Raw genomic sequence first — 13822 nt, 5'->3', positions numbered from 1 at the left:
GGCAAGGCTATAACCGCAACTATCACAAGGAGAGGATTTTGCTGACTCACAAGACATCTACCAAGCAAAACAGTATCGATATCGGCCTGGGCTACTATGAGGATATAGCAGGACTTTTCCGCTTTGGCGCCGACGGCCCCGATCTCGCAGACACCATCACCTTTGTATTCAGCCAGACGCTGCAACGCGATCTTTACTTTGGTTCCTGGGCGCAGGCATACCGCAACGGCAACGGCGAATACCGGCTCAAGATCACCAGTCCCACCGACGATGTATCTGCCTATGAGGAACTCATCCCCGGCTACATCGCAGCGGGGCAGCAGGCCTATGCCAGTTACTACGCCAACATTCCAGCTTCAGCGCGCGAGGGCTGGGAGTTTCTGCTGCCGTTCGGGTTAGCCATGGCGAATGTACAGTCCATCCAGTTGTTGCACTTTCCGCCACTGGAGACCTTTACCTACAAAGACTACCTCTACTCGCCAACCAACCGCCGCTGGGAATGCCTGTTGGCGCAGAATGGCTTTAATGGCGCCAACAACACCCCGGTCGAGCGTATTGTAGATGTTGCTCCTATTGCCGCACCGGGCGGGGCCGGAAATGAGCTAAGCGACTATAACAACGCCTTTATTCCCTACGCCAAGGCGCAGTTACGCAATTATCTGAAACCATTGACCTTTACCAGCAATCAGCGGACCCAACCCGTGGTCGCCTATGGCGGCCCCGTGCACGACTGGCTGAAACAGGCTTTCGATCTGCCGCAAACGCCCCGCGTGCTGGATATCGTGCAGCTGACCATACTTGACGCTGAAGCCGGGCAAACGGCCCCGACTACCTGGGTGCTGTGCGCCAATCACCCAAGCGAGTACCTCTACGACACTGATCTGCCCTTGAGCGATGCCGACAAACCCAATGGTGATTATCCACCGCCGATCACCGTCATGTGCCAGGACCTGATTGCCGCAGGCTGGCAAGCGCACATGTCCGAGCATCCGGCGGACGATCCGCACAAGGTACTGACTGAGCTTGAGCAAAAATGGGGCTGGGACGCGGCCAAGGGCTGCGTGAAGCCAGACAGGGTGGCTCCTCTGCTGGCAATGATGAAAGAGCAGGACCTGGCCTTCAATCTCGACAACAACAGCTTCAAGCCCAGCAAGGCGCAGAGCAAGGCAAACGGTTTTGTACTGGCACGCAGCGCGACTTCACCCGCCTACGCCAGTTACGCCCTTCTGCCAGAAGCCAGCCAGGCACTCGTCGAAGTGGCCATGGACAGCCACGCCAGCCTGCCGGCTGACCGCCGACTGATGCAGGTAGGTGGCTACGTGGTGGAATGGACATCACCGGCCACCGACGCCGACCAGATCCACTACCGGGTACTCAAGTTCGACCGCAACAGCGGCAACCCCATGGCCGAGAGAACCGTAGCCTACGGCAGTTGGGACAAGGAAAAATTCTTTGGCGACTATCGCCCCAACATGGGCGCCAGCTTTGCCCAGCTCGAGCTGATCGGGCTGCCCGGCTATGTGCTCAGCCTGATCCCCGCTGCCGGTCGGCGCAGCTATCAGCTATGGCGTTTCGATCCCCAGGCCGAGGACGATTGTCTCTCTGCCGGGAATTTCTCCAGTGGTGGCTTCCGCGACATTAACGCCCACCGCGAGCTGTATGCCATCGGTAACTACGTACTCGACCGCCACGGTGCCAATTACCGGCTCTGGAGCTTCGATCCACAGTCATCACCGCCACTGGCGCTGCCAACCGTGCAAAGCGGTAACTGGACCGCCATCGACCAGAGCGATGCGATGACAGTGGTGGGTAATCATGTGCTGACCTGGAAGCCACAGGATGTGTCAGAGGGCTGCCGCATCTGGGAGTTTGATGCTAGCAATGCTGACCCACTGGGCGGTCAGCCAATCAACACCTCGGCTCTTCCTGAGGGGTTCACGGCCGAATCAAGTCTGTTTGGAACGGTGCCCAGCCAGCCCGCGCTCCAAGAACGGGAGAACACACCCGGTAGCATCGAATTCATGCGCAACAAGATCGAGCATGTTGTCTACTACATGCTGGAAAGTCGCTCCTTCGATAACGTGCTGGGCTGGCTGCACACCCGCGGGCAGCAGGACGGCCTGAACTGGATCGGCGCCCCGACCGATGGCTTCCGCGGCCTCGATACCAACATGAGCAATCCGCTGCCCAATGGACAAGAGGCTCATGTCAGCCAGTACATGGCGGGCAAACTGAGCAATGATTTTGTGCTCGGCGGTCCGGCCCAGGACCCCTGGCACGACAACAGCGACGGGCTGATGCAGATGTTCCATGGCTATGCCGGCTACGCCGAACGCAAGCAGCCAAGCATGGATGGTTTTGCCTGGAACCAGAACACGGCTGACGTACTATCGAGTTTCACCCCGCAACAACTACCGGTACTCAATGGCCTGGCCAACGCCTACGCCCTGAGTGATGACTGGTTCAGCTCGATCCCCGGCGGCACGGATGTAAATCGCGGCTTCTCGGTCAGCGGCTCTGCCTACAACCGCCTGGGCACCTGGGAAGGGGGAACCGCCTATCAGGACTGGCCGGACACCGCGCATCGCCAATCACTCTGGAACACCCTCTGGTGCCACGGCCATCAGGATTGGAAGGTCTACTACAGCATCCTTTGGGACAACGCCGTGTTCACCCATCAGCTGTATCTCAAGGGCCAGATTCCCGAGGTGGACGCAGCGTGGGCCAAGGCGCTGGATAACAACAGCAGCCGCCCCAGCTCGAACTGGATTGCGCCGCTGGAGCAATTTTTTGCCGATGTGAAAAACGATGCATTGCCGCGCTTCAGCTATCTGGAGCCGGCCTGGGTCGGCGCCGAATGCACCTCGTACCACCCCGGTTCCTCCGCTGAAGGACTCAATTCACTGGTCCCGGCTGAACGGGCGCTCAATGGGATTTATGAAGCGCTCAGCAGCAATGCGGAGCTTTGGTCGAAAACGCTGCTAGTCGTTACTTTCGACAAGAGCGGCGGCCTGTTCGACCACCAGCCGCCGCCCTATGCGCCCAAGCCCTGGCCAAACGACCTGATCGACGGCTTCGCGTTCGATATCATGGGGCCACGGGTGCCCGCCGTGTTCGCCTCGCCCTGGATCAAACCCCAGACCATCCTGCGTAGCGGCAATGGTCAGGCCTTTGATGCCACCTCCTTTGCCGCGACCTTGCTGGACTGGTACGGCGTTGCCCGGGAGACCTGGGGGCTGGGCGACCGAATAACGGCCGTACCTACTATCGAGGGCCTGCTCACCGAGCACGAACCCCGTAAAAGTGCGCCGGCCTTTAACGTCCCTTATGATCATGATTTTCCCAAGGAGACGTAACCGGGCGAGGATCTACGGCAGCTGCGCGCGGACAGGAGTGGAGAAGTGAACAACGGCGGGTTAACCTGAGGCAAAGGAACGATGTTTCACTATTTCGGTTTTGGCTCGAACATGAGTCTGCTATCACTGCGCGCCAAGGGTATAGAACCTCTGGCATCAACCAGAGCAGTACTGCACGGCTGGCGATTGCGCTTCAATGTTCAGCATTTTTTTCGCCACGAGGGCGGAGTGGGTAACATTGAGTACACCGGCCATCCGGATGACCGGGTTCTGGGGGTACTCCACGAGTGCGCGGATGAAGCACTGGCACTGCTGGATGCGGCAGAAGCGTACGGACACGGCTATGACCGTATTGAGGTTGCAGTGGAAACCATTCACCTAGACGCTGGAACTCAATCACAAGTTCCGGCCCTGACCTATGTCGGCATGCCGGAGTTTCTCGACAACAGCTGCCTGCCGAGCCGCCGCTACCTGAACATCATCCTGCACGGCGGTCGCCAGGCGGGGCTGGATGAAGACTACCTGAATTCGCTGGCCGGCCAGCCATTGCATCGGGCAGAAGACTATCCGCCCTACGTGGCGCCGCCTGGGGATTATCCCACCTTTGACCGTGATTCCCTGGCAGAACAACCGCTTCTCACGGCGCTTTATGGGGCGGTTTTCGATATGTCGCCAGCCCGGCCATTGCACACCTTTCTCAAGGGCTTTTTTGGCGGCAAGGACATGACTCTTTATCATCTGCGGCGTCTGGACACCAGCAACCTTGATGAAACCATTGATGACATTACCCGAGGTCGCCTGAACCAGGCTCAACAGCAATATCTCAACGTGTACCTGAATGAATACGCCAGGGAATACCGCTACGCTGGCCGCTATATCTACAATAAGGATTGAGGAGCAAGCATGACGTTATTCCCGCCCGCCCTGGCCCACGGTGCTATCGAAGAGGTGCTGCCAGAGATATTTTTTGTCACCGGCGCCATGGAAACCGTATTGATGGAGCTCGACTGGCAGTTCAGCCGCAACATGATCATTGTTCGCGAGGGTGAACGGCTGATCTTGATCAACTCGGTGCGGCTCGGCGACGAAGGTCTGGCCGCACTGGACCGCCTGGGGAGAGTGACTGACGTTATCCGGCTGGGGGCTCTGCACGGGCGCGACGACGCCTTCTACCTGGATCGCTACCAGGCCCAGTACTGGGTCATGCCCGGTCTGGAGCCAGAGAAACAGGGTGCAGCGTTGACCCTTGGCGAAGATTCAGCACTGCCCCTGGCTGATGCCTCATTGTTTCAGTTCAAAACCAGCAAGCTTCCCGAGGGAATACTCCATTTGAAGCGCGATGGCGGCATATTGCTTGCCTGCGATGCCCTGCAGAACTGGCTACAGCCCGATGAGCATTTCTGTGATGCCTCGCGCCAGCGCATGGAGCAGATGGGCTTCTTTACCCCGGCGAATGTGGGCCCGGTATGGTTACAGGCTGCAGAGCCGGGCGCCGAGGACTTTATTCGCCTCAAGACACTGACATTCAGGCACGCCCTGTGTGGCCATGGCGAACCCTTGCTCGAGGATGCCCAGGCGGCGTTCGGCAATTCTTTCAACCGACTCTTTTCCTGCTAAGCGTAACCACGCAAGAGGCATCTGATGCATAGCGAATTACAGCTGCCCGGCTTCAGGATCGTCTCCTGCCTATGGCGCAAGTCAGGCCGGGCAGCCTATCACGCCCGCCGCCTGACCGATGATGCCGAAGTTTGTATTGAAACGCTGGATACCGCCTATCCGGACCGTCGTCAGATAGCCATGCTCAGTCACGAAGCCAGCATCAGTAGACGTCTGCAGCGAATCGATGGCATACGCAACATCCAGGCTCTGGTGCCCCATGGCAGCGGCAACCTCGCGCTGGTGTGCGACTTCCTTGATAGTTCCCTGGCCTCGCTCATGGACCATACGCCAGGCCGATGTCTGCCGGTACAAAAGGTCTTGAGCATTGCCCGCAGGTTGACCCTGCTCCTCGGTGAGGTACATGCCCAGGACATAGTGCACAAGTCGTTGTCACCGCATAACGTTCTGATCGATCGCCAGAGTGGCGAGCTGTTTATGGCCGGATTCGCAATGGCCTCCGAACTGAGCCAGGAGCGCCAGGCCAGCCAGTTGGCTATCGAGTCCCACGAGATGCTGGCATATATCTCCCCGGAGCAGACTGGCCGCATGAGCCGGAGTCTGGACTACCGCTCTGATTACTACTCTCTCGGGTGCGTGCTCTTTGAATTACTGACCGGCCAACCTCCGTTTACCGCGAGCAATACCCTGGAATGGGTGCACAGCCATATAAGCCGTGCACCAGCATCGCCGGCTGAACAGGTGCCGACGATACCTGAACCCGTTTGCGCGGTGGTTCTCAAGCTATTGGCAAAGTCGCCCGAGGACCGCTATCAGAGCAGCGTTGGCCTGCTTCACGATCTTGACCGGTGCGCCAAAGCCCTGGACCAGAATCAAGCACTCCTGCCCTTCACGCTTGGCGAGCAGGATCAATTACAGAAATTTCTGGTCCCCCAGGCCCTGTATGGACGTGAGCAAGAGTTGCAGATTCTGTATGACCTGTTCGGGCAGGCAGTGCAGGGACACACTCGCTTGTGTCTGATTCATGGTTATTCCGGCGTCGGCAAATCAGCCCTGGTCAACGAAATCGACCCCTACCAGATCCGTGAGCACGGCTTTCTGGTGCAGAGCAAATTCGACCAGTATCAGCGAGGCGAAGCCTACTCGGCGCTGGCCGCAACATTTCGAGCCCTGGTGCAACAGATCCTGCTCGAGCCCAAAGACCAACTCGCCGATTGGCGTGAACGCCTGGCAGGTGCACTCGGTCCTAATGCCGCCTTGATAATCGATCTGGTGCCGGAACTGGCACTGGTCATCGGCGATCAGCCGCCGGTGGTCGAGCTGCCCCCTGCCGAAAGTCGCAACCGTTTGCAGTTGATGCTCGCAGCTTTTTTACGGGTGTTTGCCGACGAGGGCCATCCGGTGGTGCTATTTCTTGACGACCTGCAGTGGAGTGATAGCCCCACGCTTGAACTGCTGCGGCGAATCATCAGCTCCCGGGACCAGAGTCACCTGCTGCTGATCGGCGCTTACCGCAGTAACGAAGTGGGCCCCGGTCACCCGCTTCGCCTGCTCCTGGACGACCTGGGAGAACACCGACGCATACACCAGATACATCTCAATCCCCTGGACCAGGATTCGGTGTCGCGCCTGGTTGCCGAAGCCCTGCGCTGCTCGCCAGAGAGCAGCCAGGCCCTGAGTGACATGCTTTTCCACCGGGCCAAGGGCAATCCCTTTTTCACCAACGAGCTGCTGCGCCAACTGCATGCGCGGGGCGCTATCTGGTCCGACCCCGGCACCGGTCAGTGGCATTGGCATCTGGACAAGGCCAGCTGGGAAGCCGCCAGTGATGATGTAGTCGAGTTCATGCTGGATAACCTTCGCCAACTCCCGGAGAACACGCAAAAGGTACTGCAACTGGCCGCCTGTATCGGCAACAGCTTTACCTTGCAGACGCTCGCGATCATTTACAACCATTCTCAGGCTGACACGGCCCAGGCCCTGGTTCCCGCGCTGCAGCAGTACACCGTGCTTCCGCTGCACAATGACTACCGACTGGCAACGCAACACAGCGAGAGCCTGGAACTCAATCCGGACTACCGGTTTCAACATGACCGGGTCCAACAGGCTGCCTACCACCTGATCGATAGTGAAGAACTACCCAGCGTACACCTGATAATCGGGCGGCTGATGCTTCGGGAGGCCGGAGCACAGGTGGCCGATGAGCTATTGATTGATATCGTCAACCACCTCAATCAGGGACGGGCGCTGATCACCGACGTCAGCGAGCGCAAACAGCTGGCCGAGCTCAATCTGCGCAGCGCCTACCGCGCCCGCAAGGCATCGGCCTACGAACAGGCGCTGGGCTATCTGCAGGTAGTGGAAGAGCTTCTGCCTGAAGACCCCTGGATACAGGTGCCTTCGATGATGGCTACCCTGGCCACCGAGATGCAGCTGAACAACTATCTCACCGGGCACACCCATGAGGCCGACCGCTGGCTGGAACAGATGCTTGAGCATGCCACGTCCGACCTGCAGCGCGCCGACATCCTCTCCATCCGCTGCCGGCAGAATGCAACGCTGGGCAGGATGCAAGCGTCCATCCATGCGGCCATCGAAGGGCTCGCGCTGCTGGGGGTCAACTTCAGCGAGCATCCCGGGGAAGAGGAAATCGCGCTGGAGCTGCGTCTGGTCAAACATTATCTGGCTGGCCGGGAGATCGCCGATCTGGTCAATGCGCCAATCATCGAAGACCCCGCGACGCTGACCGCCATGCGTTTGCTGATGGAAATTTTTGCCGCCGCGTTCCTGTCAGGCAGCAATCTGTTTGGTTACCTGGTGCTCAAATCCGTCAACCTGGCGCTGCTGCGGGGCAACTGTCCTGAGTCAGCCTTTGCCTACGCTGCCTACGGCATGCTGCTGTGCGGGGAAATGGACGAACCCGCCCTGGGCTACGAATATGGCAAGGTAGGCTTGGCCATCAACGAGCGCCTGGATGACCTGAGCCTGCGTGCGCGGGTGATTTATGTATACGCCATGTTCATTCACCACTGGAGCAACCATTGGGCCACCCTGACGCCCTGGTTCCGCAAGGGTATAGAGGCGGGTTACCAGTCCGGCGACCTGCTCTACCTCGCCTACAGTGCCCAGGACTGCGTGATCTGGGACCCGAGCATAGACCTGGAAACCGCCAGGCGGCTGCATGCCGAGAACCTGGCTATCGTGCGCGAGTGTGCGTACCAGGACTCGATGGACTCCGGCAGCCTGTTCCTGCAGCTACAGCGCAACTTCCTGGGTGACACCCTGGCCCCTGGCAGCCTGAGCAGCGACGACTTTGACGCCCAGGCCTGCCTGAATGCCATGCGCGAGCGCGAGTTTCAGACCGGCATCGCCAACCACCATATCTACAGCGCCGAGATACATCTGCTGTATGGCAACTACGCAGAGGCCCTGCAATGCGTCCGCCAGCAGGACAAGCTGATCAAGTCTGCCATGTCCCTGCCGCAACTGGTGCGCTTCTACATCGTCGCCAACCGGACGCTCAGCACGCTGTACCCCACCATGGACAAAGCCGAGCAACAAAGCACACGCCAGCGGCTGGAAGAAGATCTGGCCCGCATGACCCGCTGGGCCGATAACTGCGAAGCCAATTTCCGCCACCTGCAATGGGCGATGAGCGCCGAACTTGCGCAACTTGACGGTGAGCATGGCAAAGCCCTTGAGCACTACGATGCGGCAATCGACAACGCCCGTCTGCATGGTTTTCTTCATGATGAAGCCAGCACCTTTGAGCGTGCTGGACGGCACTTGCTGGCCCTGGGCAAGCAACATGCAGCCGAGGGCTACCTGCGCGGCGCGCACGGCGTTTATAACCGCTGGGGGGCGCTACGCAAGGTCAACCAACTGGAAATGGAGTTTCCGCTACTGCGCGAGTGGGGTCATGCACGGCGCAACCAGACGGGTAATCAGCTATCGACGCTGGACCTGGCCTCGGTAATGAAAGCCTCACGCGAGATCTCCGGTGAAATGGTCCTTGATCAGCTGCTGCAAAAAACCCTGGCGATCCTGCTCGAGAACGCTGGCGGCCAATGGGGCTGCCTGATTGTAAGAACCGCCGGCGTGCTGATCATCGAAGCGGACACCCTGCCAGAAACACCGCCCTCCCTTGCAGAGCTCCCAGAGCATTGCAAGCTGCGCGATCATGAGGGTAATGCGCTGGGCCTACCAATGAGCGTTATCAGCCAGGCGTTCCAACGCGGGACCTCTGTTGTGCTCCACGACGCCAGGCGCGAAGGCCCCTTTGTTAACGATCCCTACATCGTTCAGCTTCAGCCGCGCTCAGTCCTCTGCGTACCCATTGCAAGGGAGCGCTTTGAGGCAGCCGTCTACATGGAAAACAACCTGACTGATGGCGCCTTCACGGATGAGAGGGTTGAGCTGATCAAGCTCCTGGCCGCCCAGGCCGCCGTCGCCATTGAAAATGCACGCCTGTATACCCAGATTCAGGATCATTCGCGCATTCTTGAAGACAAGGTGGTTGAACGCACCGCCAAACTGGAGGAGCTGAACAAGGAATTACAGAGTCTGGCTGACCGTGACGGATTGACGGGGGTCGCCAACCGACGTGCTGGTGATGCCTACCTCAAGGAGGTCTGGCTGCGTCTGCGGCGGCAACCGCAACCCTTGTCGCTGATCATGCTCGACGTGGACCACTTCAAGCTCTTCAACGACAACTATGGCCACCAGATGGGTGACGATTGTCTGATCAAGGTAACTCAAGCAATCCAGGCCCAGCTGCAGCGCTCCACCGACATGCTGGTGCGCTACGGTGGTGAAGAATTCATGCTGATACTCCCCGACACCGACAGCAGTGGTGCGATACAGGTGGCTGAGAACGCACGCAGCGCTGTCGAAGCGCTAGGTATCAGGCACGAGCACTCGACGCCCAGCAACCGGGTCACCGTCAGCGTGGGTTATGCCACCATGGTACCCAGTGCACCAAGCGGTGCCGATCAGTTGATCTATGCGGCCGACGCAGCCCTGTACAAAGCCAAACAAAAAGGCCGCAACCGAATTCATGCAGCTGAAAGTGTGTAGCTTCCGGTCCTCCGAACACATCATGCCTTAAACGCTAGCAAGGTTTATGCGCGTAAACGTCTATGCTTTCTGGGTCAGATTCCGTTCAAGACTCTGTTTTAGCCATTCACCTCAGACCAGGCCGAACGAGTGAAAGTGTCAACATGGACCGCAGGGCTGCTCATTCTGATACTCAGCAGCATGGCCACCGCCGAGCAATACCAGATTGTCACTGAAGAGTGGGCGCCCTATAACTATCAGGAGCAGGGTCAACTCACCGGCATGACCACGGAAGTCGTTCGGGCCATCATGGCAGTAACCGGTGATGATTTTGATATACAACTGGTGCCGAGTCTCAGAGCTACCCGCGCTCTGAACCTGGAGCCCAGAACGATCATGTATTCCCTGTTCCGCACTGCAAAGCGCGAGTCGCTGTACAAATGGGTGGGCCCGATCGCTGAAGTGTCCATCCACCCCTATCAGTTGGCCAGTGCACCGCAGCCGGTGTATTCCCTGGAACAACTTATGCGCGCACCGCGAATTACTACGCGAAATGCGGGCCTCATTCCCGACCTGCTGGTTTCTCTGGGGTTCGACAATCTGGACCGGAGCGCCGTCAGAAACCAGCAGCTCTACCTCATGCTGCTGGCTGGACGAACGGAGATAATCATTGGCGACACCAATAGCGGCGTAGCGCACTACAGCCGTCAACTGGATATCGCACCCGGAATGCTGCGACAGGTTCCAGTTGAGATCTACCGCGCCTCGCTGTATATCGCCTTCAGCAAGGACAGCGACGACGACCTGGTGGCCGCCTGGTCGGAGGCATTGGAACAGCTTCAAGAGTCAGGCGAACTGGAGCGCATCCGACTTAGGTATGTACAGCCCGCCAACCCATAGGAACAATGTCATTCGCACACGCCAGATTCAGTCTACGCGCTCGAACTTGAGGTCCCACACCCCGTGCCCCAGGCGCTCGCCACGGCGCTCGAACTTGGTGATCGGCCGCTCTTCGGGGCGGGGCACGAAGGTGCCGTCTTCAGACAGGTTGCGATAACCCGGTGCCGCACTCATGACTTCCAGCATGTGCTCGGCATAGGCTTCCCAGTCGGTGGCCATATGGAAGATGCCCCCGATCTTCAGCTTGCTGCGTAGTTGCTCGGCAAAGGCCAGTTGCACGATACGGCGTTTGTTGTGCTTCTTCTTGTGCCAGGGATCAGGGAAAAAAAGCAACAACCGGTCCAGGCTGCCATCGGGTATGCACTGGTTGAGGACTTCAATGGCATCACAGTCAAATACCCGCAGGTTGTCGATGCTGGCAGTGAGTACGCCGTTAAGCAACGAGCCCACGCCGGGAGGGTGGACCTCGACGCCGATAAAATCCTGCTCGGGTGCGGCCTGGGCCATCTCCAGCAGGGATTGCCCCATACCAAAACCAATTTCCAGGGTGCACGGAGCCTGGCGGCCGAACAGCGCCTCGAGATCCAGTTGACCCTGATCCAGACTCAGGCCAAAACGCGGCCAGCCAAGATCGATGCCGCGTTTCTGGGCCTCGGTCATGCGGCCGGCACGCATCACGAAGCTGCGAATTGCCCGGCGCGGATGGGACGTGCCCTCCTCGCCGGTTGCGACTTCGATCACTTCATTTGCATCGCTGGCGGGCAGATCGTCGGAGGTGTTTTCAGGGGGGGTCTGGGACATGTAGATCTCGTTCAGAAAAAGGTGCCGGCCAGCGGCGAAGAGGCACTGGCGTAAAGCTTGCGCTCCATACGGCCGGCCAGAAAAGCGCCACGGCCCGCGAGTACCGCATGCTTCATAGCCTCAGCCATCATTACCGGCTGTTTAGCGTGGGCGATGGCGGTGTTCATCAATACCCCGGCGCAGCCCAGTTCCATCGCAATGGCAGCATCGGACGCTGTGCCCACACCGGCGTCAACCAGTACCGGCACTGTCGCTTCTTCGAGGATGATGCGCAGGTTATAAGGATTGCAGATACCCAGCCCGGAGCCGATCAATCCGGCCAGGGGCATGACAGCTACACAGCCCATTTCGGCCAGCTGACGGGCGATTATCGGGTCGTCACTGGTATACACCATCACGTCAAAACCATCCTTGATCAGCACTTCTGCCGCCTTGATGGTTTCAATCACATTGGGGAACAGGGTCTTCTGGTCGGCCAACACTTCCAGCTTGACCAGGTTGCGCCCGTCCAGGAGCTCACGGGCCAGGCGGCAGGTGCGCACGGCATCTTCTGCGGTATAGCAGCCGGCTGTGTTGGGCAGGATGGTGTAGCGATCCGGCGGGATCACGTCCAGCAGATTGGGCTCATCAGGGTTCTGGCCGATATTGCTGCGGCGAATGGCGACCGTGACGATTTCCGCCCCAGAGGCCTCGATGGCCGCGCGGGTCTCTTCCATATCCTTGTACTTACCAGTGCCAACCAGCAGCCGCGAGCCGTATTGCACGCCGGCAATGGTAAAGGCGTCCTGATTCAGATCTGTCATGTGTTCTCCGCAGGGCAGGCTAGCCGCCGCCAATGGCATGGACGATTTCAATCCGATCACCCTCGGTCAGGACCGTCTGGCTGTGCTCGCTACGCGGCACAATCTCCAGATTCAGCTCGATGGCCAGACGCTTGCCGGTCAGACCCAGCTGTTCGATCAGGTCGGTCAGGGTCGTGGCGCTGTCAAGGACGAAAGGGTCGCCATTCAGTTGGATCTGCATGGGCTTCTCGGGGGCTGGGGATCATCGGGAAAGCACTATTGTAACGTGATCGCGCCGGGGCTGACCATGCTCAACGGCTCACAAATGACGCCATACCCCGGCGCCCATGCACAGCCAGGCCAGCAGGAAAGACACGCCGCCAAAGGGGGTAATGATGCCGAGCTTGCCGATCCCGCTCAGCGCCATGGCGTAGAGGCTTCCGGAAAACAGCACAATACCCAAAACAAAGAGGCCACCTGAGACCTTGAATAAAGTGCTCTCCGGCCAGCGCAGCAACAATAGTGCGATGCCAATCAGGGCGGCGGTGTGCCAGAGCTGATACTGAACGCCCGTCTGAAAGGCGTTGAGCAGATTCTCTGGCAACTTGGCGCGCAGCCCGTGTGCAGCAAAGGCGCCAAGGGCTACCCCGGTAAAACCGCTGAAGGACGCCAGCAAAAGCAATAGTTTGGCCATGGCCGAATACTCCGTTCTATACTGCGAGCCAATGCTGTGAAGGGCCCATGAATGTTCAAGAAAGTCCTGCTGAAAATCGCCAAGTGGGTACTGATCCTCATGTTGATCAGCCTGCTGCCGGTCATCGCCCTGCGCTGGATACCCTCTCCCGGCTCGGCGCTGATGGTCGAGCGCTGGATCGAGCATCGTGGCGATGACGCCCCCTATGAGATCCGCCGCGACTGGGTGCCGTACGACAGCATACCCGATAGCATGAAAATGGCGGTGATCGCAGCCGAAGATCAGCGCTTTGCCGAGCACTACGGCTTTGACCTGCAGGCCATCAAGGCAGCGGTTGAGCACAATCGCCAGGGTGGAAGCGTGCGCGGTGCCAGCACCATCAGCCAGCAGGTAGCCAAGAATCAGTTTCTCTGGTCCGGCCGCAGTTGGGCACGCAAGGGGCTGGAGGTGTGGTTTACCCTCTGGATCGAAGTGTTCTGGCCCAAACAGCGGATTCTCGAGGTCTACCTCAACATTGCCGAATGGGATCGCGGAGTATTTGGTGTCGATGCAGCCGCCCGTGAGCATTTCGGCGTTGGCGCCAGCTACCTGTCTGATCGCCAGGCCAGCTTGCTGGC

10 protein-coding genes are annotated in these 13822 nt (G+C 59.0%); 6 read left to right on the top strand and 4 right to left on the bottom strand.

From position 1 onward, the window contains the following. Positions 1-38 precede the first annotated feature (38 nt). The 5 genes from AAC076_RS07460 (at position 39) to AAC076_RS07440 (ending at position 10928) form a co-directional block, all read left to right on the top strand. Entirely contained in the window at positions 39-3356 is a 3318-nt protein-coding gene (locus tag AAC076_RS07460; RefSeq protein WP_339844052.1) for an alkaline phosphatase family protein, read from the top strand. An 81-nt stretch (positions 3357-3437) separates the two neighbouring features. Continuing rightward, a complete protein-coding gene (locus tag AAC076_RS07455; protein ID WP_339844050.1) occupies positions 3438-4250 on the top strand; it encodes a gamma-glutamylcyclotransferase family protein in 813 nt (270 codons plus the stop codon). A gap of 9 nt (positions 4251-4259) precedes the next feature. Beyond that, entirely contained in the window at positions 4260-4973 is a 714-nt protein-coding gene (locus AAC076_RS07450; protein WP_339844048.1) for a hypothetical protein, read from the top strand. A 24-nt stretch (positions 4974-4997) separates the two neighbouring features. After that, the gene (locus AAC076_RS07445) at positions 4998-10049 is read left to right on the top strand and encodes a diguanylate cyclase (RefSeq protein WP_339844047.1); all 5052 of its coding nucleotides are present in this window, start codon (positions 4998-5000) and stop codon (positions 10047-10049) included. Between the two features lie 129 nt (positions 10050-10178). Continuing rightward, positions 10179-10928, top strand: coding sequence for a transporter substrate-binding domain-containing protein (locus AAC076_RS07440; RefSeq protein WP_339844046.1), 750 nt, complete (start codon positions 10179-10181; stop codon positions 10926-10928). A 27-nt stretch (positions 10929-10955) separates the two neighbouring features. Here AAC076_RS07440 and trmB read toward each other — a convergent pair whose 3' ends face one another. The 4 genes from trmB to AAC076_RS07420 all read right to left on the bottom strand — a co-directional run bounded on the left by trmB (position 10956) and on the right by AAC076_RS07420 (position 13205). Then, positions 10956-11603 (bottom strand): tRNA (guanosine(46)-N7)-methyltransferase TrmB, encoded by a 648-nt coding sequence (trmB, locus tag AAC076_RS07435; RefSeq protein ID WP_339844224.1) that lies wholly within the window; start codon positions 11601-11603, stop codon positions 10956-10958. A gap of 137 nt (positions 11604-11740) precedes the next feature. Next, positions 11741-12532: a thiazole synthase gene (locus AAC076_RS07430; protein ID WP_339844044.1), complete on the bottom strand. Its 792-nt coding sequence runs from the start codon at positions 12530-12532 to the stop codon at positions 11741-11743. Positions 12533-12551: 19 nt separating this feature from the next. Next, positions 12552-12752: a sulfur carrier protein ThiS gene (gene thiS, locus AAC076_RS07425; protein WP_339844042.1), complete on the bottom strand. Its 201-nt coding sequence runs from the start codon at positions 12750-12752 to the stop codon at positions 12552-12554. A gap of 78 nt (positions 12753-12830) precedes the next feature. Further along, the gene (locus tag AAC076_RS07420; protein WP_339844040.1) at positions 12831-13205 is read right to left on the bottom strand and encodes a DUF423 domain-containing protein; all 375 of its coding nucleotides are present in this window, start codon (positions 13203-13205) and stop codon (positions 12831-12833) included. A 51-nt stretch (positions 13206-13256) separates the two neighbouring features. Here AAC076_RS07420 and mtgA point away from each other — a divergent pair. Beyond that, positions 13257-13822, top strand: a 566-nt coding sequence (gene mtgA / locus AAC076_RS07415; RefSeq protein WP_339844039.1) for a monofunctional biosynthetic peptidoglycan transglycosylase, incomplete at its 3' end; no start/stop codon positions are given.

The organism is uncultured Halopseudomonas sp. (assembly GCF_963977355.1).
In the GTDB taxonomy this organism is placed as follows: domain Bacteria; phylum Pseudomonadota; class Gammaproteobacteria; order Pseudomonadales; family Pseudomonadaceae; genus Halopseudomonas.
Note: the sequence above shows the minus strand (reverse complement) of the source record. Positions and strands in the feature narration are given on the sequence as shown.